At 67.5% G+C, this 22,622-nt stretch carries 19 protein-coding genes; 11 read left to right on the top strand and 8 right to left on the bottom strand.

Annotation, left to right across the window (positions count from 1 at the left end; genetic code table 11):
• The 5 genes from SRAH_RS03155 to SRAH_RS03135 all read right to left on the bottom strand — a co-directional run.
• A partial coding sequence (locus SRAH_RS03155; RefSeq protein WP_171816020.1) for an efflux RND transporter periplasmic adaptor subunit occupies nt 1-707 on the bottom strand: 707 nt, incomplete at its 3' end.
• Nucleotides 708-885: 178 nt separating this feature from the next.
• Complete coding sequence (gene asd / locus SRAH_RS03150) at nt 886-1,791, bottom strand: archaetidylserine decarboxylase (RefSeq protein WP_082210042.1); 906 nt, start codon at nt 1,789-1,791, stop codon at nt 886-888.
• A 32-nt stretch (nt 1,792-1,823) separates the two neighbouring features.
• Nucleotides 1,824-4,184, bottom strand: a complete 2,361-nt coding sequence (locus tag SRAH_RS03145) for a putative bifunctional diguanylate cyclase/phosphodiesterase (RefSeq protein WP_232840972.1) — start codon at nt 4,182-4,184, stop codon at nt 1,824-1,826.
• On the bottom strand, nt 4,181-4,807 hold the full coding sequence (locus SRAH_RS03140; protein ID WP_045475985.1) for a methylamine utilization protein: 627 nt from the start codon (nt 4,805-4,807) through the stop codon (nt 4,181-4,183). The genes SRAH_RS03145 and SRAH_RS03140 overlap by 4 nt, the downstream gene beginning before the upstream one ends.
• Nucleotides 4,804-5,691, bottom strand: coding sequence for a DUF4394 domain-containing protein (locus SRAH_RS03135; RefSeq protein ID WP_052369063.1), 888 nt, complete (start codon nt 5,689-5,691; stop codon nt 4,804-4,806). Before SRAH_RS03135 ends, SRAH_RS03140 begins: the two co-directional genes overlap by 4 nt.
• A 228-nt stretch (nt 5,692-5,919) precedes the next feature.
• On the opposite strand from SRAH_RS03135, the gene SRAH_RS03130 reads away from it, so the two are divergent.
• From SRAH_RS03130 to SRAH_RS03120, 3 genes are read left to right on the top strand one after another with little or no spacing between them, the layout of a single operon-like run.
• Entirely contained in the window at nt 5,920-6,849 is a 930-nt protein-coding gene (locus tag SRAH_RS03130) for an ATP-binding cassette domain-containing protein (RefSeq protein ID WP_029461895.1), read from the top strand.
• A complete protein-coding gene (locus SRAH_RS03125) occupies nt 6,846-7,676 on the top strand; it encodes an ABC transporter permease (protein WP_029461894.1) in 831 nt (276 codons plus the stop codon). The genes SRAH_RS03130 and SRAH_RS03125 overlap by 4 nt, the downstream gene beginning before the upstream one ends.
• 20 nt (nt 7,677-7,696) lie before the next feature.
• Complete coding sequence (locus SRAH_RS03120; protein ID WP_029461893.1) at nt 7,697-8,509, top strand: metallophosphoesterase; 813 nt, start codon at nt 7,697-7,699, stop codon at nt 8,507-8,509.
• Nucleotides 8,510-8,544: 35 nt separating this feature from the next.
• On the opposite strand, the gene SRAH_RS03115 is transcribed toward SRAH_RS03120, so the two are convergent.
• Nucleotides 8,545-9,840 carry an MFS transporter gene (locus tag SRAH_RS03115; RefSeq protein ID WP_082210041.1) on the bottom strand — a complete coding sequence of 432 codons (1,296 nt, stop codon included), beginning with the start codon at nt 9,838-9,840 and terminating at the stop codon, nt 8,545-8,547.
• A gap of 127 nt (nt 9,841-9,967) precedes the next feature.
• Here SRAH_RS03115 and SRAH_RS03110 point away from each other — a divergent pair, with 127 nt between their 5' ends.
• The 7 genes from SRAH_RS03110 (at nt 9,968) to secF (ending at nt 19,352) form a co-directional block, all read left to right on the top strand.
• Entirely contained in the window at nt 9,968-10,414 is a 447-nt protein-coding gene (locus SRAH_RS03110; protein ID WP_029461891.1) for a universal stress protein, read from the top strand.
• 46 nt (nt 10,415-10,460) lie between these two features.
• Complete coding sequence (locus SRAH_RS03105) at nt 10,461-11,150, top strand: dienelactone hydrolase family protein (protein WP_029461890.1); 690 nt, start codon at nt 10,461-10,463, stop codon at nt 11,148-11,150.
• A gap of 183 nt (nt 11,151-11,333) precedes the next feature.
• Entirely contained in the window at nt 11,334-14,993 is a 3,660-nt protein-coding gene (locus tag SRAH_RS03100; RefSeq protein ID WP_029461889.1) for an indolepyruvate ferredoxin oxidoreductase family protein, read from the top strand.
• A 48-nt stretch (nt 14,994-15,041) separates the two neighbouring features.
• Nucleotides 15,042-16,007 carry a DMT family transporter gene (locus tag SRAH_RS03095; RefSeq protein ID WP_029461888.1) on the top strand — a complete coding sequence of 322 codons (966 nt, stop codon included), beginning with the start codon at nt 15,042-15,044 and terminating at the stop codon, nt 16,005-16,007.
• 81 nt (nt 16,008-16,088) lie between these two features.
• The gene (gene yajC, locus SRAH_RS03090; RefSeq protein WP_029461887.1) at nt 16,089-16,406 is read left to right on the top strand and encodes a preprotein translocase subunit YajC; all 318 of its coding nucleotides are present in this window, start codon (nt 16,089-16,091) and stop codon (nt 16,404-16,406) included.
• 77 nt (nt 16,407-16,483) lie between these two features.
• Nucleotides 16,484-18,379, top strand: coding sequence for a protein translocase subunit SecD (gene secD / locus SRAH_RS03085; RefSeq protein ID WP_029461886.1), 1,896 nt, complete (start codon nt 16,484-16,486; stop codon nt 18,377-18,379).
• Between the two features lie 19 nt (nt 18,380-18,398).
• The gene (gene secF / locus SRAH_RS03080) at nt 18,399-19,352 is read left to right on the top strand and encodes a protein translocase subunit SecF (RefSeq protein WP_029461885.1); all 954 of its coding nucleotides are present in this window, start codon (nt 18,399-18,401) and stop codon (nt 19,350-19,352) included.
• Between the two features lie 7 nt (nt 19,353-19,359).
• Here secF and dprA read toward each other — a convergent pair whose 3' ends face one another.
• Both dprA and SRAH_RS03070 read right to left on the bottom strand, forming a co-directional pair.
• The gene (dprA, locus tag SRAH_RS03075) at nt 19,360-20,574 is read right to left on the bottom strand and encodes a DNA-processing protein DprA (RefSeq protein ID WP_045475983.1); all 1,215 of its coding nucleotides are present in this window, start codon (nt 20,572-20,574) and stop codon (nt 19,360-19,362) included.
• On the bottom strand, nt 20,549-21,823 hold the full coding sequence (locus SRAH_RS03070; protein WP_082210040.1) for a LysM peptidoglycan-binding domain-containing protein: 1,275 nt from the start codon (nt 21,821-21,823) through the stop codon (nt 20,549-20,551). The genes dprA and SRAH_RS03070 overlap by 26 nt, the downstream gene beginning before the upstream one ends.
• Nucleotides 21,824-22,039: 216 nt before the next feature.
• Here SRAH_RS03070 and def point away from each other — a divergent pair, with 216 nt between their 5' ends.
• On the top strand, nt 22,040-22,618 hold the full coding sequence (gene def, locus SRAH_RS03060; RefSeq protein ID WP_045475979.1) for a peptide deformylase: 579 nt from the start codon (nt 22,040-22,042) through the stop codon (nt 22,616-22,618).
• Nucleotides 22,619-22,622 lie beyond the last annotated feature (4 nt).

The following is a 22,622-nucleotide window of genomic DNA, read 5'->3' as shown; positions in this document are numbered from 1 at the left end:
CGGCTGAGCGGATCGGCCGCGCCCGCCACTTCGCGCAGTTGCAGCGGCTGGCGCGTGCCGTCGGGCAGCAGGGCGTGGCCGGTGCGCGGCGCGCTCAGGCCTTGGGGCAAAAACAGCTCGATCTCGCGCTCACCCGCGTGCGCCAGCGTGCCCACGCTCTGGCCCGCAGCCAGCACCTGGCCGGGTTCGGCGACCAGGTCGAGCAGCACCCCGGCCGCCGGGGCGCGCAGATCGGCATGGCCACGCAGGTTGCGCGCCACCGCCGCCTGCGAGCGCGCCGCTTGCCCGCGGGCACCGGCCTCGCGCAGCGCCAGCTCGAAGCGCTCCAGCGTTTGCGCGCTCACAAAGCCTTGCGCCACCAGCTGGCGCTGGCGCTCCAGTTCGCGCTCGGCGTTGCGCTGCGCCGCTTCGGCGCTGGCCAGTTGCGCCGCCGCGCTGGCTTCGTTGGCCCGCAGGTCGTGCGCATCCAGCGTGAGCAGGGTCTGGCCAGCGGCCACGCTCTGGCCAGCCTGCACCGGGCGCGTGAGCACCCGGCCGCCCACCTGCAAGGCCAGCGGGGTTTCGTGGCGCGCGCGCAGCGTGCCCGAAAACTGGCGCTCACCGGGGGCCGAGGTCTCGATCGGCACCGTTTTTACCCAGGGCGGTGCGGCTTCGGCGGCGGGCGCAGCGGGGCCTTGGCAGGCCGTCAAAAAAACGAGGGGCGTCAAGACGAGCAACGCGGCCCTGAGTGTGTAGGCAATCATGGCATCCTGATTGAGGGTGTGACCAGCGGCTGGACCGACGCAGTCGATGGCCGCCCATTCTAGTGGCTTATCCCTACCCCCGGGTGCATCCAAAACGCCGCTCAAGGCCGGCACTAAGGGCGGCCGGGCAAAGCGGGCGCCCTCAGGCGGGCGCCACCCAGTCCGCCATCTGCTGCCCCAAGCGCACCGGCTGCCCCGCCGCCCACTGCGGGTTCAGGCGCAGCAGGCCGGGCGGAAACAGCAGCACCACGGTGGAGCCGAGCAAAAAGCGGCCCATTTCGGCCCCGCGCTCCAGCGTGATGGCGCGCTCCTCGTAGCGCCAGTCTTGCAGCAGGCCCGGGCGTGGCGGGTTGACCACGCCATGCCAAGCGGTGGCCATGCTGCCCACGATGGTGGCCCCAACCAGCACCAGCGCAAAGTCGAAGCGGCGCCCGGCGTGCGCGCCCTCGAACACGCAGACCACGCGCTCGTTGCGCGCAAACAGCCCCGGCACCGTGCGCGCCGTGGCCGGGTTGACCGAAAACAGCGCGCCTGGCACGTGGATCATGCGCTTCAAGCGCCCGGCGCAGGGCATGTGGATGCGGTGGTAGTCGCGCGGGCTCAGGTACAGGGTGGCAAAGTCGCCGTGCTCGAAACTGGCCGCCAGCTGCGCGTCGCCACCCAGCAGCGCGATGCTGCGGTAGTGCTGCCCCTTGGCCTGAAAGATGCGGTCGCCCTCGATGCGGCCCAGTTGGCTGATGGCGCCATCGACCGGGCACAGCAGGCCGGACTCGGCCAGCGGACGCACCCCGGGCTTGAGGGCGCGGGTGAAAAAATCGTTGAAGGTGGCGTAGGCAGAAAAGTCGGGCTGCAAGGCCTCGCTCATGTCCACCCGGTAGCGCGCGGCAAAGCGGCGCATGGCCAGTTGCGTCAGCGCGCCCAGCGGGCGCCGCGCAAAAGCCCCGGCGAGCTCGGTCAGTGCCTGCTTGGGCAATGCGTGCTGAAGCCAAGCGTGATAAGGAGGTGGCGCCGCCAGCGGGCCGCTGGGTGGGGTATGTGGTGCGGACATGGGGGCTGAGCCAAAAGGGCCGGATTCTAAGCCTAGACTGCAGGCTTGGCCCACTGCCGCACCCAGTCTGCAAAGGCGATAGCCGGCATGGGGCGGCAAATATGATAGCCCTGCGCCTCGTCGCAGCCCATGGACTGCAAGCGCTGCAAAATGGCTTGCGACTCCACGCCTTCTGCGACCACGGTAAGGCCCAAGTTGTGCGCCAGATCGATGGTGGAGCGCACAATCTTGGCGTCGCTTTCGTCGTCGTTCATGCCCATCACGAAGGATTTGTCGATTTTTAGCTCCTGCACGGGCAGGCGCTTGAGGTAAGCCAGCGAGGAATAACCGGTACCAAAATCGTCGATCGACAACTTAAACCCAAGCGCAGCCAGTTGGTTGAGCGTGTGCTCGGCGCGCTGGGGGTCGTCCATGATGGCGCTCTCGGTGATTTCAAGGCAAAAATGGCTCGCCCCCACCCCATGCCTTTGCATCAAATCGGTGAGTCGGGCTGGAAATTGGGGATCCAACAAATCCCGTGTCGACAGGTTGATGGCCGCGCGCAGTGGCGCTTGCGCACTGGCATGTGCGGCCAGCCAGAGCGCCGCCTGTTCGAACATCCAGAGCGTGAGCTGACGAACAAAACCGGTTTGCTCGGCAAAGGGGATGAACTGCACCGGCGGCACCAGACCGCGCTGCGGATGCTGCCAGCGCACCAGCGCCTCGGCCGCCACAATGGCGCCACTGCGCAAATCCAGCTTAGGCTGCAGGTACAAACGCAATTCTTGGTGCGCCAGTGCGTGGCGCAGGTCGCCCAGCAGCGAGAGCGTCTCGGCACTGGCGCTGTCAAGCCGTGGGGCGTAGACCAGCACCGGTTCGTTGGTGGTTTTGGCCGCGTGCATGGCAATCTCGGCGCGGCCGAGCAGCTCATCGGCTTGGCTGGCGTGGGCGGGCCAGCAGGCTACGCCTAAGCTGGCATCCATATCCACCGACTGCTCACCCAGCGCCAACGGGGCCTCGAAGGCCTGCAAAATCCTTTGCGCCACCTCAACGGCGCCCACTTGGCCACAGCCGCGCAACAGCAAAGCAAATTCGTCGCCTCCAAGGCGCGCCACCAGCCCCTCAGCCGCCCCCACTTGTTGCTGCAGGCGCTGCGCCACGGCCTTGAGCAGTTCATCACCAAATCCGTAGCCTAGCACGTCGTTGACGTGTTTGAAGCGGTTCAGATTGAGCGTGAGAACGGCCAGCTCCAATCCGTCCGAAGGTGCTTGCCCGATGGCCTCATGCAGGCTGCGCCGAAACTGCTCCCGATTGGGTAGCTCGGTCAGGCGGTCCCAATACGCCAGCTGGAGGATGGCTTCGCGTTGCTGGGCAATGCTGGTGCGCATGAGGTCAAAACCTCGCGCCAGCTCCCCCACCTCATCGCGCCGATCGGTGCCGGGCACCTCAATCTGGAATTGACCCCGGCGCAGTTCACGTGTCACGCGGGTCAGATGCGTCAGCGGCTGCGTGATGTAGCGCACACCCCAAGCGCTGCTCAAGGCGAACAGCAGCAAGCCCACCAAGGCAATCAGGCCCAACAGCCACTGCAGGTTTTTGAACGGCAGCGCCACCTCGTCGTAGGAGCGCAGCAGCGTTACCCGAAGCACACCGCCATGGGTGGGAGGCTGCAAGTGGCGCGCCTTCCACATGCCTTCTTGGTAGCGAATCTCGCTGGCTTGGGTGCGGATACGCGCGTAAACGTCAGAGGAAAAATCGCCCAGCGACGACACCGTGTTGGGCGCCCCTCCCGCCGCTTGGTACACGGTCAGGGTGATGTGGGTGCCGGTCAGGCGCTGCATGTCATCCAACTGAACCCGCCCGACTGGGAAGCCCATCAGCACCCAACCCACGGTCAGGGGCGCCCGCACCGGCACCAGCACGAACTGAAACACGTCGCTGCCCGCAATAGCCAGCCTTCCAGCCTGTGGGTCTTGCGCCAATTCGGCACTCAGGCCTGGCACCATGGCCTGCAGCATGGCTGTTTTGCTGGGCTCCTCGAGAGTCGAGGCAACCAAATTAAGTTGCGGGTCGAGCAAGGCCGCCATCGAGGCCCCGATACGCTGGCTGTGGTTTTGCAGCGCCGACACCATCGTATCGGCGTCGCCGGAGGCGACTGCGGCGCGGAAGCCAAAATCAGCAGCCAGCACGCCAGAGGCCTCTCGCAGGCGAATGGCGTTTTGTTGCAGCAGCTTATGCCAGACGCGGTCGGCCACGTCGAGGTCGTTGGTCAACTGGGCGTCAATTTGCTGCTGCACGGCCACGCGCACCGTCATAAAACCCGCCGCTTGCACCAGCAGCAGCAGCAACAAAGCCAACAACACAATGCGCAGCACCAAGGGCGGGTGCGCAAACAGATTGCTTATGCGTTTCACGGTGCCAACAAGGTGCCGAGGGTGACAACTTGGGTTGGTGTGCTGGCGAGCACGCGCAGGCTTTGGCGTGGCACCACAACCCCCTCGGGCAGGCGGCGGTGCCAGACCGCAAGCTCGTAAACACCCAAGGGCACGCCGTGCAAGACTAGCCGACCGTCGGGCCCGGTTTGGCCAAAATGGGGCGTGCGCACCACATGCACCCAAGCCAGCATCTCGTCGTGGATGTTGCAGCCCAACACCACCACCCCGGGCCGATCAAAGACCACGGGGGTGGCCGGAGTGCCCGTGTAGAGTTGGAGTTCAAAACGCTTGGCGGGCGAGAACGAATAGACGTGATGGCGCACGGTGTCTTGGTTGGGAAAGCTGATTGCCGTGCCCACCGTCACCACGATTTGATCGGGTTCGAAGCGACGCTGGCGCTGCACGATGCGTTGCGGTGAACCCGCCCGACTGGCGCGCGCCGCAGCGGCCGAATCCAATTGCACCACGGCATGGGCCAGTGGCTGGCCGGCAGCGTCAAGCACTTGCACCGTGACGCTGGCCGTACCCGTTTGGCCGACAGCCAACCCACTGAACGTGAGCCAAACCGCAGCCAGTGCGCCCAGGGTCCAGCGCTTGCTCATGGCTCGATCGCCATGCCCACCAGCGGCTGGCCGCCAGCCAAGGTGCCCAACAAGCGGGCCGAACCAGTAGTCAAATCAATGCGATACAAGCGCGGCAACGCCGAGGTGCTCGTGGTGGCGGCAATCAGCGCCACGTTGCCGATGTCCGAAATATCGAACTGCACCTCGTTCAAGGCCCCCAAACCCAAACTGCCCACTGTGCTGAGCAAGCCGGTGTTGGGGGAAACCACTGGTTGCACGCCTTCGCGTGAGCCTTGCAACACCAGCAGACCCAAACGCCGCTCAATGGCGTAGTTGCTGGTCAGGCGCTCGTTTTGGGTGTTGTAGGTGTAACCAGCCGCCACCACATCGGGGGCGTGCCCAGCATGTGGGTCGCTGCTGACAAAGCGCAGCTTGGGGTCGGGCTGGGTGCCTGGGGCCGCTGGCTCGAAGTCCACCACCTCGGCGCTGTCGGGGTGCAGGCGGTGGTTCTGGGCGCTGCTTTGCACCACCCGGATGCGGTCAGCCGCAGGGTTGAAGTCAAAACCGACTGGGCCAGGCTGCAGCGCCAGCCAAGTGGCCCCCGGGTTGACCAGGCGCGCTTGACCAGTTTGGGGCTGCAAAACGTAGAGCCGCCCACTGCGCGCCAAGCCATACAAGCGGCCCTGCGCGACCCGGTAGTCGATTCCCACCAGTTCGTCGCCCGCCTGCAGGCCGCGGATAGGGCGCTGCTGCAGCGCAATCCGGGGTTGAGCGGCATTAATTTGAATGAGTTGCTGCGCTTGCGTCAACAGCCACACCGAGGGTGGCAACTCGGGGCGGGGCGGCCACTGCGGGAGTTGAGCCCATAGCAGCGAAGCAAAACCCAGCAGGAACAGACCCGCGGCCATTTTGAGCGGCCGCATGGTGCAGCGATACCTCGATCTCGTCATGCCAGAACCCTGTACGTGAAAAACCACTCTCAACGGCAACAACCAAGCACCAAGTCTTGGGTATCAGCATCGCTTGGACGGGCAATTATTTTGGCACAGCCTTGGGCTATGCGGTGGCCCTTGCGTGCGCTAGCCAGGCTTTTGCGCCAACTGGCGCCCAATGCCCAAAGCGCAGTGTAAAGGCGGCACAATGCGCAACCTATGACCCCTTTGTTCCACGCCGACCAACTTTGCAAGCGCTACGGCGACACGACGGTGGTCGATGGGCTCTCGTTTGCGCTCGAACCCGGCGAGTGCCTGGGCCTGATCGGCCCCAACGGCGCCGGCAAGACCACCACCTTGCGCATCTGCCTCGGGCTCACCCACGCCGACAGCGGCCGCGTCGAGGCCTTTGGCCTGCCCATGCCGCAGCAGGCGCAAGCCATCAAGGCGCAGATGGGCGTGGTGAGCCAGTTCGACACGCTCGACCCGGATTTCACCTGCGCCGAGAACCTGCGCGTTTTCGGGCGCTACTTCGGCCTCGATGCGGCCACGCTGGCGGCGCGCATACCGCTGCTGCTCGAATTCGCTGCCCTGACGCACAAGGCGCAGGCCAAGCCGGGTGAGCTCTCGGGCGGCATGAAGCGGCGCCTGTCGCTGGCGCGCGCGCTCATCAACGACCCCCGGCTGCTGCTGCTCGACGAGCCCACCACCGGGCTCGACCCGCAGGCGCGGCACCTGATGTGGGAGCGGCTGCAGCAGTTGCTCAAGCAGGGCAAGAGCATTTTGCTCACCACCCACTTCATGGACGAGGCCGAGCGCCTGTGCCAGCGCCTGGTGGTAATCGACCAAGGGCGCAAAATCGCCGAAGGCCGCCCCCGCGAACTGATCGCGCAGCACCTGGAGCCCGATGTGGTCGAGGTCTATGCGCAGCAAAACCAGGAGGTGCAGGCGCTGGCGCAGTCGGCGCTGGCGGGGCTGGCGCAGCGGGTCGAAGTGAGCGGTGAAACGGTGTTTTTCTACACCCAGAACGCGCGCCCGCTGCTGGCCGCGCTCAACGACTGGCCGCACTTGCACACCCTGCACCGGCCCGCCAACCTCGAAGACCTGTTCCTCAAGCTCACCGGACGCCAGATCCGGCAAGAAGGATGAATGCCTTGCCCAGCACACCACCCCACCACTGGCGCGCGCCGCAGTTGTCGTGGCGCTTTTGGCCGGTGTTCCAGCGCAACCTGCTGGTCTGGCGCAAGCTGGCGCTGCCCAGTTTGGTGGGCAACATCGCCGAACCGCTGATCTGGCTGCTGGCCTTTGGCTACGGCATGGGGATGCTGGTCGGGCAGGTCACGGTGACGGGCCCGGACGGGGTGGCGCTGGCCGTGCCCTACCTGCTGTTTTTGGCCAGCGGCGCCATCTGCATGAGCGCCATGAACGCCGCCAGCTTCGAGGCCCTGTACTCGGCCTACTCGCGCATGCAGGTGCAAAAAACCTGGGACGGCATCCTCAACGCCCCGGTCACGCTCGACGACATCGTGCTGGCCGAAATGCTCTGGGCCGCCTTCAAGGCGCTGTTCACCGTGTGCGCGATTTTGGGCGTGATCCTGGTGCTGGGCATCAGCCAGGCGCCCAAGCTCTGGCTGGCGCTGCCGGTGCTGCTGCTGCTGGGCATCACCTTCAGTTGCCTGGCCTTGATCTTTAACGCGCTGGCCCAGGGCTACGACTTTTTCACCTACTACTTCACGCTCTTTCTCACGCCCATGATGTTTTTGAGCGGGGTGTTTTTCCCGCGCGAGCAACTGCCCGCCTTGGTGCAGGCCGTCTCCGAGCTGCTGCCGCTCACGCACGGGGTGGCGCTGGTGCGGCCCTTGTTCCTCAACCAGTGGCCCGCCGACGCCGCGCTGCACCTGGCGGTGCTGGCCGGCTACGCCGTGGTCGCGTTCTGGATCGCGCTGGCGCTCACGCGCAGGCGCTTTGCGCGCTAAAGCCAGCCCGGTGCAGCGCCATGCTGATCGCCCAGTTCTCTGACCTGCACCTGCGCGCCACGCCGCCTGCGGGGGCGCGGGTGGACACCACCGCCCTGCTGCGCGCCTGCGTGCAAGACCTGTGCGCGCGCGACCCCGGCCCCGATCTGCTGCTGCTCAGCGGCGACTTGAGCGACAGCGGCAGCGCCGCCGACTACGCCTTGCTGCGCCAACTGGTGCAGCCGCTGCAGGCCATGGGGGTGCCGATCTTGCCGCTGCCCGGCAACCACGACCGGCGCGCCACACTGCGCCACGCCTGCGCCGACTGGCTGCAAGCCTGCCAAGGTCTGCACCCCACCTTTGTGCAGTACGTGTGGCACAACCCGACGTTGCGCCTGCTGGCGCTCGACACCGCGGCCGAGGGCTGCGCGCACGGCGAGCTGTGCCCCGAGCGGCTGCGCTGGCTGGAACAGGCGCTGGCGGCCAGCAGCCAGCCCACCCTGCTGCTGCTGCACCACCCACCCTATGCCACCGGCCTGGCCGAGATGGACGGCATGGCGCTGCGTCAGGGCGCGGCCGAACTCGAAGCGCTGCTGTGGCAGCACCCGCAGGTGCAGGCCCTGCTATGCGGCCATTTGCACCGGCTCACGGTGACGCGGGTGGCGCACGCGCTGGCGCTCAGCGCCCCCTCGACCGCGCACCAGATCGCGCTCGATTTGCGAGTCGGTCAAGCGGCGCGCTACCGGCTGGAGCCGCCCGGCTATTTGCTGCACCGCTGGCACGGCGGCCGCTTGCTCACGCACAGCGTGGTGGTGGGCGACTTTGGCGCGGCGCAGGATTTTGACAGCCTGTGAATGTTGACCGCCTGCAAGGCAGCGGCAGCGCTGGTTTACTGCAGCGGCGGCTCGGCTTGCCGGCCCTCGTCCTCCAGCCCCGGGTCTTCCAGCAGGCGCGAGCGCTGGCTCCAGCGCAAGGTCAGGCTGGCCAGGCACAGCGCCGACAGCGCCGCCAGCGAGACCGACAGCGGCACCCCCACCCAATGGGCCAGCTTGCCCCACGCCGCAGCGCCCAGGGCGGCCCCGCCCATGAGCGCCATCTGGTAGACCGAGATGGCGCGCGCGCGCACCCAGTCCGGCATCCCCAGCTGGGCCGCCACGTTGAGCGTGTTGGCCACCGCAATCCACGCCATGCCGGCCACGAACATCGCCAGCAGCGCCGCCCACAGCCAGGGCGCCCACGTGACGACCAGCATCGTCAGCGCCTGCAGCACCATGCCGGCCCAGACCATGAAGGCGCGGCTGTGCCCTTGGCGCAAACGCGGCAACCACAAGGCCGACAGGATGGCACCGCTGCCCATGGCGGCCAGCAGCCAGGTAAAGGTGCTGGCGCTGGCGCCCTCGTAGCGCAGCGCCAGCAGCGGCAGCAGCCCGATCAGCGCGGCCGAGTGGAAAAAAAACAGCCCCACCTGCAGATAAGCCAGCCGCAAGCGGGCCGATTGGGCGACAAAGCGCACCCCCACCACCAAGGCGCTCCAAAAGGGCTCGCGCCGCAGCGGCTCCTCGCGCGGCGGGCTGCGCCAGCGCCAGATCAGGGCGACGCACCCCAGCGCCAACACCGCGTTGAGCACAAACACCCACTCGCTGCCCAGGCTGGCGATGATCAATCCGGCCAACAGCGGCCCGATGATGCGCGAGACGTTCATCGACACCCCGTTGAGCGCCAGCGCAGCCGGCAATTGCGGGCGCGGCACCAGGTGCGGCATCAGCGCGGCATAGACTGGCCAGCGCAGTGCCAGCCCGATGCCGTTGGCAAACACCAGCGCCAGCAGCAGCGCCGGGGTCAGGGCATCGAGCTTGACCACCAGCACCAGCGTCAGCGCCACCAGCGCCGCCCAGACCTGGGTGAACAACAACAGCCGGCGCCGCTCCAAGGCATCGGCCAGCACCCCGCTGGGCAGCCCGAGCAGCAACACCGGCAGCGTGGCGGCGGTCTGCACCAGCGCCACCCAGGCCGGCGAGGTGGTCAGCGTGGTCATGAGCCAGGCGGCGGCCACATCGTTCATCCACAGGCTGATGTTGGCCGTCAGCCACGTGATCCACAGCAGGGCAAAGGGGCGCTGCTGCAACGGGGCCAGAGCGGCCAAGCCTAAGGGGGGAGGTGCGCTGGGCGCAGTGGGTTCGGGCATCGGGTGCATTGTCGCCGCACTGACTCCAACGTGCCAGGACCCGCTGCCATTTCCGCCTTGCCAAGCAGCGTTCCACCGGCCAGCGATGCGCTACAGTTGAGGCCAACAAATCAATGGAGCGCATCGCATGAAATGGCTGATCCCGGTGGATGGTTCGGAGTTGTCGATCGAGGCGGTGGCGTACGCCCTGCGCATGGCGCAGGGCGGGCTGGCGTGCGAGCTGGTGCTGGTCAATGTGCAAGAGCCGGCCACCTTTTACGAGCTGGTCACGCTGCACGACGCCGAGGCGATCGAGCGCCTAGCCCAAGCCGCCGGGCAAGATATGCTGGCTGTGGCGCTGGAGCGGGTGCAAGCGGCCGGGCTGCCCTGCAGCACCCACGTGCGCATGGGTGAGCCGGTGGCCCTGCTGCTCGAGGTGCTGGAAGAAGAGGGCTGCGAGGGCGTGATCATGGGCAGCCACGGCCGTGGCCTGATCGGGCGCACGCTGCTGGGCTCGGTGTCGCAGCAGATGTTGCAGCACGCCCCGGTGCCGGTGACCTTTGTCAAGCCCGCCCCAGCACCCGAAGCCGACTGAATACCGCCCCGCCCGCCCGGGCACCCCACCCTCACAGGAGACTTGCATGAGCGCATACTTGGAACTGAAAGCCGCCGACGGTTTCGTCTGCCCCGCTTACCTGGCCCAGCCCGAGGGCACCCCGCGCGGCGCCGTGGTGGTGCTGCAAGAGATTTTTGGCGTCAATTCGCACATCCGCGCGGTGGCCGACGGTTACGCGGCGGCCGGCTACGTGGCCTTGGCGCCCTCGACCTTTCACCGGGTGCAAGCCGGGGTCGATCTGGGCTATACCGACGCCGACATGCAGGCCGGGTTTGCCATCAAGCTGCAAGTCGATGCCCTGCCGGCGCCGGGCGTGATGGCCGACATCCAAGCCGCCATCGACACCTTGGGGCTGGCGGCCGGGGTCAAGGTCGGGATCGTGGGCTATTGCTGGGGTGGGCTGCTGACGTGGCGCAGCGCCTGCCAGCTCCAGGGCCTGGCGGCGGCGGTGCCCTACTACGGCGGCGGCATGACGGTGGGGGCCGACGCCGAGTTGCAGCCCCAATGCCCGGTGCTGGCCCATTTTGCCGAGCAAGACCACTGGATCCCGCTCGACACCGTGCGGGCCTTCCAGCAGCGGCATCCGCAGGTGCAGGTGCACACCTACGCGGCGCACCACGGCTTCAACTGCGACCAGCGCGGCGCGCACCATGGCCCGTCGGCCGAGTTGGCGCGCGAGCGCACGCTGGCCTTCTTGGCCCAGCATCTGGGCTGAACCCAAAAGGCAAGGGTAAACGCCTAAGCCTAGCCGCCCGTGGGGCGGCTTTTTTTGGCGACAATCTGTGGCAATCGGCAGCAAGCAGCGATCCTGTGAGCGGCCGCAGCGCACCCGCTGCCGCAGCGGGTGAACGGAAACTGGCGGCCTACCCGGCCCGCCTTGGCGACAGGAGACCACACCATGAACGCACCCTTGCCCGAAGCGGTTCGGCGCGCCCTTGCCAGCGTCAGTCTGGACGACAAATACACGCTCGACCACGGGCGCGCTTTCATGAGCGGGGTGCAGGCGCTGGTGCGCTTGCCCATGCTGCAGCGCCAGCGCGACTTGCGCCTAGGCCGCAACACCGCCGGCTTCATCAGCGGCTACCGCGGCTCGCCGCTGGGCGGCTACGACCAAGCCCTGTGGAAAGCCAAAGCGCACCTGGCGGCGCAGCAGATCGTGTTTCAGCCCGGCGTGAACGAGGAGCTGGCCGCCACCGCCATATGGGGCACGCAGCAGCTCGGCTTTGCGCCGCCGGGCAGCCAGCGCTTTGATGGCGTGTTTGGGCTCTGGTACGGCAAGGGGCCGGGTGTGGATCGCAGCGCCGACGTGTTCAAGCACGCCAACCTGGCTGGCACCACGCCCTGGGGCGGCGTGATCGCGGTCGCGGGCGACGACCACGTGGCCAAAAGCTCGACCGCCGCGCACCAGAGCGACCACATCTTCAAAGCCTGCGGGCTGCCGGTGTTCTTCCCCGCCAGCGTGCAGGAAATCCTCGATTTCGGGCTGCACGCCTGGGCCATGAGCCGCTTTGCCGGCGTCTGGGCCGGCATGAAAACCATCCAGGAGATCGTGGAGTCGAGCGCCGTGGCCGAGATCGACGCGGATCGGGTGCGCATCGTGGCACCCGAGTTCGAGCTGCCCCCCGGTGGCGTGCACATCCGCTGGCCCGATGCGGCGCTGGAGCAGGAAGCGCGTCTGATGGACACCAAGTGGTACGCCGCGCTGGCCTACGTGCGCGCCAACCGCCTCAATCACAACGCGATCGAGAGCGCGCACGACCGCTACGGCCTGATCGCCAGCGGCAAGGCCTACAACGACACCCGGCAGGCGCTAAGCGACCTCGGGCTGGACGACGCCACCTGCCGCCACATCGGGCTGCGGCTGCACAAGGTGGGCGTGGTCTGGCCGCTGGAGGCGCAGACCACGCGCGAGTTCGCCACCGGGCTGCGCGAAATTTTGGTGGTGGAAGAAAAGCGCCAGGTGATCGAATACCAGCTCAAGGAGGAGCTCTACAACTGGCGCGCCGACGTGCGCCCGGACGTGCTGGGCAAGTTCGACGAAGTCGGTGCCGACCACAGCGGCGGCGAATGGTCGATGCCGAATCCGAGCGCCAGCCAGTTGCTGCGCGCCAACGCCGACCTGACACCGGCGCTGATCGCGCACGCGCTGGCGCGGCGGCTGGCGCGCCACGGCCTGTTGCCCGAGGGCAGCGAGGTGGCGGCGCGGGTGCAGTCGCACCTCGACCGTTTGCAGGGCCAAGCGCTCGCCTTGCAGGTGCTGCGCGCCGACACGCCGCTGGCCGAGCGCCAGCCCTGGTTTTGCTCCGGTTGCCCGCACAACACCAGCACCCGGGTGCCCGAGGGTTCACGCGCCATGGCCGGCATCGGCTGCCACTTCATGACGATCTGGATGGACCGCGCCACCGTGGGCTTTACCCAAATGGGCGGCGAGGGCGTGCCTTGGGTCGGGCAGCAGCCCTTCAGCCATGAAACGCACGTGTTTGCCAACCTGGGCGATGGCACCTACTTTCACAGCGGCCTGCTGGCGATACGCCAGTGCATCGCCTCGAATGTGAACATCACCTTCAAGCTGCTCTACAACGACGCCGTGGCCATGACCGGCGGCCAGCCGCTGGGCGAGCGCGCCGAAGGGCACCACGTGCTGCAAATCGCGCACAGCCTGCGCGCCGAAGGGGTGTCGCGCCTGACCGTGGTCACCGACGAGCCCGAAAAATACCGGGGCGCGCTGCACCAGACCGTGGGCGGCAGCACGCTGCGCCTGCCCGAAGGGGTGGCGGTGGCGCACCGCGACCAGCTCGACCGCATCCAGCGCGAGTTTAGGCTGCTGCCGGGCACCACCGTGATTTTGTACGACCAGACCTGTGCCACCGAAAAGCGGCGCCGGCGCAAGCGCGGCACGCTGGTCGACCCGGCGCGGCGCGTGCTCATCAACCCCGCCGTGTGCGAGGGCTGCGGCGACTGTGGGGTGCAGAGCAACTGCCTGAGCGTAGAGCCGCTGCAGACCGAGTTCGGGCGCAAGCGCCAGATCAACCAGAGCAGTTGCAACAAAGATTTTTCCTGCCTCAAGGGTTTTTGCCCGAGCTTCGTCACCGTCGAAGGCGGGCGGCCGCGCAAGGCCAGCCTAGGCAGCGCCTTGCCCGCGCCCGAGTCGCTGGGCGACTTGCCCGAACCGAGCTTGCCCGGCTGCACCGACAGCCCCGGCGGCGTCTATGGCATCGTGGTGGCTGGCGTGGGTGGCACCGGGGTCATCACCATCGGCCAGCTGCTGGGGGTGGCGGCGCACCTAGAAGGCAAGGGCGTGGTGACGCAAGACGCCGCCGGGCTGGCGCAAAAGGGCGGCGCCACCTGGAGCCACGTACTGCTGGCTGAGCAGCAGGAGCAGATCTGCACCACCCGCGTCGGCACCGCAGCGGCCGATTTGATCTTGGGCTGCGACGCCATCGTGGCCGCCGGCAAGGAAAGCCTAGCCCGCCTGAGCCCGGGGCGCACGCGGGTGGCGCTCAACGGCCACGTCAGCCCGACGGCGGCCTTTGTGCGCCAACCCGACTGGCAAAACCCGGCGGCACAGTGTCAGGCCACGCTGGCGCGGGTGTTGGGCAGCGCGGCGGTGGCGGCGTGCGACGCCGACGCGCTGGCCACGCGCTTGCTGGGCGATGCGCTCTACATCAACCCGCTGCTGCTGGGCTTTGCCTGGCAAAAGGGCTGGCTGCCGCTGCGGCGCGAGTCGCTGCTGCGGGCGATCGAGCTCAACGCGGTGGCGGTGGCAAAAAACCAGGCCGCGTTCGAGTGGGGCCGCTGGGCCGCGCACGATGGCGCCCGGCTGCAAGCGCTGCTGGCCCCGGCGCAAACCATCGCGCTGCAGCCGCGCACGGGCCTGGAGGCCCTGCTGCAGCGGCGCAGCGCCTTTTTGAGCGCCTACCAGAACCAGGCCTATGCGCAGCGCTACAGCGCCTTCGTGCGCCGGGTGCAGCAGGCCGAGGCCGCCGCGCTGGGGCCGAAGCAGAGCGCGCTGGCCGAGGCGGTGGCGCACAACCTGTTCAAGCTCATGGCCTACAAGGACGAGTACGAGGTGGCGCGGCTGCACAGCGAGCCCGAATTTTTGCGCCAGATCGGGGCCCAGTTTGAAGGCGATTTTGCGCTGCGCTTTCACCTCGCACCCCCGCTGTGGGCGCGCCACGACGAGCGCGGCGTGCCGATCAAGCAGTCTTTTGGCCCGTGGATGCTGACGGCCTTCAAATGGCTGGCCCGTCTCAAGGGCCTGCGCGGCAGCGCGCTGGATCCCTTTGGCCGCAGCGCCGAGCGGCGCAGCGAGCGCGCCCTGATAGTCGAGTACCAGGATTTGATCGAAGAACTGCTGCCGGGCCTGCACCCCGAACGCAAGGCGCTGGCGTTGCAACTGGCGGCGCTGCCCGAGGGCATCAAGGGCTTTGGCCATGTCAAGGCGCGCCATTTGCAGGCGGTGCGGCTGCGCTGGAGCGAGCTGCTGGGGCAGTGGCGGGCCGCAGCCCAGCCCGCAGCTCAAGCCGGCGCGCAAAACTCGACTGCAGACCGGGGCTGAGCCTAGCGCCACCCTTACACTCCCTGCTTTGATTCAACGGGGTGCCGTATGTGGCTAGGGGTGGGCTTTGCCTTGCTGGCAGGGATGTTGTGGGGCTTGGTGTTTCTGGTGCCGCTGCTGCTGCCCGAATACCCGGCCGCCTTGCTGGCGATGGCGCGCTACCTCGCCTTTGGGCTGCTGTGCCTGCCGCTGGCCTGGCTCGACTGGGGCGCGCTGCGCCGCCTCACGCGCGCCGACTGGCTCACCGCGCTCAAGCTGGCCGCCGTGGGCAACCTGGCCTACTACACCTTGCTGGCCAGTTCCATCCAAGGCACCGGCGGGCCACTGACCACGCTCATCATCGGCACCCTGCCGGTGCTGATCGCCATTGCCGCCAACCAGCGCAACGCCGAACGCGACGGCCTGCTGCCGTGGCGGCGCCTGATGCTGCCGCTGGGCATCATGCTGCTGGGCATCGGGCTGGTGAACCAGGCCGAGATGACGCGCTTGCTGCAGCAACCCGATGCCTCGCTCACCGCTTACGCGCTGGGCGCCCTGCTGGCGCTGGGGGCGTTGGCCTGCTGGACCTGGTACCCGCTGCGCAACGCCGACTGGCTGCGCCAGCACCCAGACCGCAACCCGCGCGTCTGGGCCACGGCGCAGGGGCTGGCTACCTTGCCCATGGCGCTGTGCGGCTTTGCGCTGGTGTGGGCCTGGATGGCGCTCAGCGGCAGCACCTTCCCCATGCCTTTCGGCCCAGACCCGCTGTTTTTCCTCTCGCTCATGCTGGCGCTGGGGCTGTTCGCCTCCTGGTGCGGCATCCTGTGCTGGAATCAGGCCAGCAAGCGCCTGCCCACGGCGCTGGCCGGGCAACTGATCGTGTTCGAGACCGTGGCCGCGCTGATCTACATTTTCTGGTGGCGCGGCGAGTGGCCGCAGGGCCTGACCATCGCTGGCATGGCCTTGCTGCTGCTGGGGGTGTGGCTGGCGCTGCGCATCCGACCGGTGGCGGCACCGCGCCCGGCGCAAGTTTGAGCCTAGGGTTTAGAATGCGCGATTGACATGGGGCCCCAAGTGGCCCGCCCCCTCCAACGACCCTCTCACAGGAAAACTGCCGTGTTCATTTCCCCTGCCTACGCCCAGGCCGCCGCCGGCGACACCACCAGCACCTTGGTCAGCCTGCTGCCGCTGGTGCTGATGTTCGTGGTGCTGTACTTCATCATGATCCGGCCCCAAATGAAGCGCACCAAAGAGCACAAGCTGATGGTTGCCGCCTTGGCCAAGGGCGATGAGGTCGTCACCGCTGGCGGCATGCTGGGCCGCATCACCAAGCTGGGCGACGATTTCGTCACCCTGGAACTGACCAGTGGCGTCGAAATCCAAGTGCAGCGCAGCGCCGTGATGCAGTTGATGCCCAAGGGCACCTTCCAGTAAACGACATTGTCGTGGTCTTTTCTCGATTGGCCGGGCCCACACGCCCGGCCGCTTGGCTTTAACGGAGCCGCCCGCTCATGAACCGATACCCGCTGTGGAAGTACGTCACCATCGTGGTGGCGCTGCTCATTGCCTCCCTCTACGCGCTGCCCAACCTGTTTGGCGAAGCGCCGGGCGTGCAGGTCTCGTCTGGCCAGCATGCGGTGCGCATCGACGCCGGCACCGTGACGCGCATTGAGCAGGCGCTGGCAGAGCGCCAGATCACGCCCAAGTCGCTGCTGTTGCAAGAGCAGACCATGCAGGCCCTGTTTGACAGCGCCGAAAACCAGCTCCAGGCGCGCGACGCCATCGACCGCGCCCTCAACACCGATCCGGCCCAACCCACGCACGTGGTGGCGCTCAACTTGGTTCCGCTGACCCCGATCTGGTTGCAAAGCATCAACGCGGCGCCCATGTACCTCGGGCTCGATTTGCGCGGCGGGGTGCATTTCCTGATGCAGGTCGATATGCCCGGCGCGCTCAACCAGCGCGCCGAGGCCATGGCGCGCGACATCCGCACCACCTTGCGCGAGCAAAACATCCGCCACGCCGGCATCACGCGCGAGGGCCAGGCGGTGGCGGTGCGTTTTCGTGACGATGCCACGCTGGAGGCGGCGCAGGCGCTGCTGCGGCCGCAGTTCACCGACCTGAGCTTCGAGCGCCAGCTTGTGGGCGAGCAGCTCAAGCTGGTCGGCAGCCTGAGCCCCGAGGCCAGCGGCCGCATCCAAGAGCAGGCCATCAAGCAAAACACCCTCACGCTGCGCAACCGCATCAACGAGCTCGGGGTGGCCGAGCCGGTGATCCAGCAGCAAGGGGCAGACCGCATCGTGGTGCAACTGCCTGGCGTGCTCGACACCGCGCGCGCCAAAGACATCCTGGGCCGCACCGCCACGCTGCAAGTGCGCATGGTCGATGAAAGCCCCGCTGGGCGCGCCGCCGAGCGCGGCGAAGGGCCGGTGCCCTTGGGCTCCGAGCGCCACCTAGACCGCGAAGGGCGCGCCGTGATCACCCTGCGCGAAGTGGTGCTCACCGGTGAAAACCTCACCGATGCGCAGGCTGGCTTCGACGGCCAGACCCAAGAGCCGGCGGTGCACCTGTCGCTGGATGCGGGCGGCTCGCGCATTTTCCGCGACGTGACACGCGAAAACATCGGCAACCGGATGGCGATTTTGCTGTTCGAGCGCGGCCGCGGCGAGGTGGTGACGGCGCCCGTGATTCGCAGCGAGATCGGCGGCGGCCGGGTGCAGATCTCGGGCCAGATGAACACCACCGAGGCGCAAAGCATCGCGCTGCTGCTGCGCGCCGGTGCGCTGGCGGCGCCGATGGAGATCATCGAGGAGCGCACCGTCGGCCCGGGCCTGGGGGCCGAGAACATCCGCATGGGCTTTGAGAGCGTGCTCTACGGCTTCCTGGTGGTGCTGGTTTTCATGGCGGTCTATTACCGCCTGTTTGGGGTGTTTTCGAGCATCGCCCTGACCTTCAACCTGGTGCTGCTGGTGTCGGTGCTGTCGATGCTGCAAGCCACGCTCACCCTGCCCGGCATGGCCGCCATGGCGCTGGCGCTGGGCATGGCGATCGACTCCAACGTGCTCATCAACGAGCGCATCCGCGAGGAGTTGCGCCGCGGGGCCTCGCCGCAGGTGGCGATCAACAGCGGCTACGACAGCGCCTGGGGCACCATTCTGGACTCCAACGTCACCTCGCTGCTGGCCGGGCTGGCGCTGCTGGCCTTTGGCTCCGGGCCGGTGCGCGGCTTTGCGGTGGTGCACTGCGTCGGCATTCTGACGAGCATGTTCTCGGCCGTGTTTTTCTCGCGCGGGCTGGCCAATGCCTGGTACGGACGGCAAAAGAAGCTGAAAACCATCTCGATCGGCACGGTCTGGCAGCCGCCGGCGGCGGATGCGGCCAAACCCGGCTCACCATCCGCCAATTGATACCCAAGGGGCTGTAGCCATGGAATTTTTCCGCGTCAAAAAAGACATCCCGTTCATGCGCCATGCGGTGCTGTTGAACGCGATTTCGCTCACCGTGTTTGCGCTGGCGGTGTTTTTCCTCGTCACGCGCGGGCTCAACCTGTCGGTCGAGTTCACTGGTGGCACGGTGGTCGAAGTGGCCTACCAGCAGCCGGCCGACTTGGAGCAGGTGCGCAGCACCCTGGCCGGTTTGGGCTATGAAGAGGTGACGGTGCAAAATTTTGGCACCGCGCGCGACGTGCTGATGCGCCTGCCGCCGCTGCCCGGCGTGGGCTCGGGCGAGCAAAGCCAGGCGGTGCTGGAGGCGCTGCGCGCGCACGACCCGACGGTGGAGCTGCGCCGCACCGAATTTGTGGGGCCGCAGGTGGGACAGGAGCTGGCCACCGACGGCCTGTTGGCGCTGATGTTCGTGATCGTCGGCATCACGGTGTATCTGGCCTTTCGCTTCGAGTGGAAGTTTTCGATCGCCGCCATTGTGGCCAACTTGCACGATGTGGTCATCATCCTGGGCTTTTTTGCCTTCTTCCAGTGGGAATTCTCGCTCGCCGTGCTGGCCGCGGTGCTGGCGGTGCTGGGCTACTCGGTGAACGAATCGGTGGTGATTTTCGACCGCATCCGCGAGACCTTCAAGCGCCAGCGCAAGATGAGCACGCCCGAGGTGATCGACCACGCCATCACCACCACCATGAGCCGCACCATCATCACCCACGGCACCACCGAGGCGATGGTGATCTCGATGCTGCTGTTTGGCGGCCCGGTGCTGCACTACTTTGCGCTGGCGCTGACCATCGGCATTTTGTTTGGCATCTACTCCTCGATCTTCGTGGCGACCGGGGTGGCGATGTGGCTGGGCATCAAGCGCGAAGATTTGATCAAGCCCCAGCCGCAGGCAGTGGAAAACCCGGACGACCCCAACGCCGGGGCGCAGATTTGAGGCCCTTTCAGCCTAGCGCCTGGCGCTGAAACAGGCCGCCGGGCAAGCGCCGCACGCTGCCGCACAGTTCAAGCTCCAACAACTGCGCTTGCAGCTCGGCCGTCGGCAGGCCGCAGCGCGCCTGCAAGGCGTCGAGCCCGACCGGGTCGTAGCCCAGCGCTTGCAACAGCGCGCCCTCGGCCTCGACGGGTGGCCGCCCCTGAACCCCCTGCCCCATGCGGGCACGGGCCGCTGGCTGCGCCGCAGCGCCGCGTTCGCCCAGCGCCAACTCACCCTGCACCGGCTGCGCTGCGCCGTGTTGCAGGCGCAGCTCGTCGAGCACGTCTTGCACCGACTCCACCAGCTTGGCCCCTTGGCGGATCAGGGCGTGGCAGCCGCGCGACTGCGGCGCGTGGATCGAGCCCGGAATGGCAAACACCTCGCGCCCGTATTGCGCCGCCAACTCGGCCGTGATGAGCGAGCCCGACTCCAGCGCCGCCTCCACCACCAGTGTGCCCAGGCTCAGGCCGGCGATGATTCGGTTGCGCTGCGGAAAATGCGGCGCCAGCGGCGGCGTACCGAGCGGGTATTCGCTCACCAATGCGCCGTGGCTGGCGATGCGTTGCGCCAGCTCATGGTGCTGCCTTGGGTAGACCCGATCCAAGCCGGTGCCGACCACCGCCACCGTGGGTGCACCGGCTTCCAGCGCACCCCGGTGCGCCGCGCCATCCACCCCCAGCGCCAGCCCAGACACGATGCAAAACCCTTGCTCACCCAGCGCCTGGGCAAAGGCGCGGGCGTTTTCAGCCCCTTGCGGGCTGGGGTTGCGGCTGCCCACCATGGCCAGCGTGCAAGGCTGCGCCAACGCGCTCAACTGGCCCTGCACATAGAGCAGCACCGGCGGGTCGGGGGTTTGCAGCAGCGCAGCCGGGTAATGGGGGTGCCCCAAGGGCAGCCAATGCCGGTCCGGCGCAGCGGCCAACCAAGCCCCAGCGTGTTCCAACAGGCGGCCTCCTTGCACCGGAGCGCTGCGCAAGGCAGCCGCCAGCCGCTCGCCCACCAGCGCCTGCAGGGCCTGCACGTCGGCGGCAAAGACGGCTTGGGGTGATCCCAAAGCCGCCAGCAGCTTGCGCGCCGTGGCCGCACCCACTCCCGCGGTGTTGGTCAGGCGCAGCCAAGCGGCCAGCTCAGCCACATCGGCATCGATGCCAAGGCTCCTAGGGGGTGGCAAAGTGGTCGCCATTGCGCACCGCATCGGCCACATTCAAGACCAGCGCATACGAGACCCGATCAAAGGTGCGAAACACCATCATCAAGCCGTTGCGCTCAGCCGGCAGTTGCATCGTGGCGCGCGCGCTGTCGGTGCGGTCGGTGAGCACCGCAGCGCTGCGGTGCAGTGCCAGCACGTGGCCCGCTTCCAGCCCATCGCGGCTGCCCCGGTTGAGCACCACCACCTGGTACTGACCGGCTAGGCGCTGCGCATGGCCGTGGGTGCGCACGATGCGACCCGCCAGCTGCATCTGCGGAGCGCGCGGCACGTAACTGGCCGGCTGGGGCAGCGCCGGCGTGGCCAGCAGCCGATCACCGATGCGAATTTCTTCGATCGCCGCGCTGATGTCGACGCTGGCGGGTTCTACCCGCTGCTCGGTCGTGCCATCCGCCCGCGTGTGGGGGCGCAGGATCTCGCTGCCCACCAGCAGCGCGCTGCCGATCAGCTTGGCTTCGTAGCCCAGCTTTTCGCCGCTGCTGGGGTCGAGCAAGGGCACGGCGTTGCGGTAAATGCGTTGCGTCTGGTTTTGCTCGGCGCTCAAGAGCGGGCGGCCTTCGGGCGCATCGAGCGGCCCGGACTGGCCCCGCGCGTAAACCCGATCACCCCGGCTGAACAAGGTGCGCCCCTCAGTGGCGGCGACGATGCGCGGCGCGCGGGCGTGGGTGTCTTCACTCAAGACCAGCGAGTCGGTCAGAAAGGGGGCGATCACGTGCGCCGGGATGGCCGGCAAGGCGGCTTCGGCCAAGCTCTCGGCGCGGATGCGCGGCGACAAGCGCACCGTGGGCGGGGCCCCACCCGCTTCGAGCGCCAGAAAAGCACGGTCGCCCACGCGCGTCAGCACCAGCACCTGACCCGGGAAAATCAGGTGCGGGTTGCGGATTTGCTCTAGGTTCATGCCCCACAGCTCGGGCCAGCGCCAAGGCTGGCGCAGAAACAACGCCGAAATGTCCCACAGCGTGTCGCCACGGCGCACCGTGTGGCGCTCGGGCGCATTGGGGGCCAAGGCAGACAGCGGCACGCCGGCTTGCGCCACTTGCTGCGCGGTGTCGCGTTGCGCCGGGCTGATGGGCAGGTTGGGAAAGGTTTGTGCGCCCGCCCATGCACCCGTCAGCAGCAAGGTGAGCGCAGGAACGAGATGGCGCAAGCCCACTGGATCGGTGGCACGACGACCCGTTGGGTCGATGGTGCGGTGGCAGGCGGCGGGTGCGGGTTTGGTTCGCATGTTTGAAGCCCCGTTGGCAAACCCGCCAGCCGCCCATGCAGGGCACGGTGGCTTTTGGGTGGAAATAATGGCAAAAAAAGCGCTTTGGGCCCACTGTGCGGGCGAGCCCCAGCTCCAGCAATGATAATAGCCGCATGTCGCGTGCAGCGACAGCAGAAAGTGCCGAAAATATCTAAAATTCGTGGCTTGCTCTGCGGACCTCGTTTAGATTTGACCATGAACCCTGCCGAACCTTTGCCCATCCTCAAGTACCCCGACCCGCGCCTGTTGCGCGTGGCGCGCCCGGTGGCGGCGGTGGACGAGCGCGTGCGGGCCCTGACCGAGCGCATGTTCGCCACCATGTACGCGGCGCAAGGCGTCGGGCTGGCCGCCACCCAGGTGGATGTGCACGAGCGCGTCATCGTCATCGATGTGAGCGAGGAGCGCAAGCAGCCGCTGGTGCTAATCAACCCCGTACTCGAATGGGCCAGCCCCGAAACACGCAAAGGCGACGAGGGCTGCCTGTCGGTGCCGGGCATTTACGACGGCGTGGAGCGCGCCTTGGCGGTGCGCGTGCGCGCCCTCGATGCCCAGGGCCAAAGCCGCCTGATCGAGGCCGAGGGGCTGCTGGCGGTGTGCATTCAGCACGAGATGGACCATCTGGTGGGCAAGGTGTTTGTCGAATACCTCTCGCCACTCAAGCGCAACCGCATCAAATCCAAGCTGCTCAAGGCTGAGCGCGAAGCCGAGGGCGAACTCGGCAACGAACGCGGGGGCAGGGAACGCGCGGGGCGCCACGCTGCGCAGCCGCTCTGAGCAC

Source organism: Serpentinimonas barnesii (assembly GCF_000696225.1).
In the GTDB taxonomy this organism is placed as follows: domain Bacteria; phylum Pseudomonadota; class Gammaproteobacteria; order Burkholderiales; family Burkholderiaceae_C; genus Serpentinimonas; species Serpentinimonas barnesii.
Note: the sequence above shows the minus strand (reverse complement) of the source record. Positions and strands in the feature narration are given on the sequence as shown.

Coding starts and splice junctions, on each gene's coding strand:
- dprA (WP_045475983.1), bottom strand. CDS start 20,574: ATGGCGACCACTTTGCCACCCCCTAGGAGCCTTGGCATCGATGCCGAT.
- secF (WP_029461885.1), top strand. CDS start 18,399: ATGGAATTTTTCCGCGTCAAAAAAGACATCCCGTTCATGCGCCATGCG.
- SRAH_RS03125 (WP_029461894.1), top strand. CDS start 6,846: ATGAATGCCTTGCCCAGCACACCACCCCACCACTGGCGCGCGCCGCAG.
- SRAH_RS03130 (WP_029461895.1), top strand. CDS start 5,920: ATGACCCCTTTGTTCCACGCCGACCAACTTTGCAAGCGCTACGGCGAC.
- def (WP_045475979.1), top strand. CDS start 22,040: ATGAACCCTGCCGAACCTTTGCCCATCCTCAAGTACCCCGACCCGCGC.
- SRAH_RS03140 (WP_045475985.1), bottom strand. CDS start 4,807: ATGAGCAAGCGCTGGACCCTGGGCGCACTGGCTGCGGTTTGGCTCACG.
- SRAH_RS03095 (WP_029461888.1), top strand. CDS start 15,042: ATGTGGCTAGGGGTGGGCTTTGCCTTGCTGGCAGGGATGTTGTGGGGC.
- SRAH_RS03115 (WP_082210041.1), bottom strand. CDS start 9,840: ATGCCCGAACCCACTGCGCCCAGCGCACCTCCCCCCTTAGGCTTGGCC.
- SRAH_RS03110 (WP_029461891.1), top strand. CDS start 9,968: ATGAAATGGCTGATCCCGGTGGATGGTTCGGAGTTGTCGATCGAGGCG.
- asd (WP_082210042.1), bottom strand. CDS start 1,791: ATGTCCGCACCACATACCCCACCCAGCGGCCCGCTGGCGGCGCCACCT.
- SRAH_RS03120 (WP_029461893.1), top strand. CDS start 7,697: ATGCTGATCGCCCAGTTCTCTGACCTGCACCTGCGCGCCACGCCGCCT.
- SRAH_RS03105 (WP_029461890.1), top strand. CDS start 10,461: ATGAGCGCATACTTGGAACTGAAAGCCGCCGACGGTTTCGTCTGCCCC.
- SRAH_RS03135 (WP_052369063.1), bottom strand. CDS start 5,691: ATGCGGCCGCTCAAAATGGCCGCGGGTCTGTTCCTGCTGGGTTTTGCT.
- SRAH_RS03100 (WP_029461889.1), top strand. CDS start 11,334: ATGAACGCACCCTTGCCCGAAGCGGTTCGGCGCGCCCTTGCCAGCGTC.
- secD (WP_029461886.1), top strand. CDS start 16,484: ATGAACCGATACCCGCTGTGGAAGTACGTCACCATCGTGGTGGCGCTG.
- SRAH_RS03070 (WP_082210040.1), bottom strand. CDS start 21,823: ATGCGAACCAAACCCGCACCCGCCGCCTGCCACCGCACCATCGACCCA.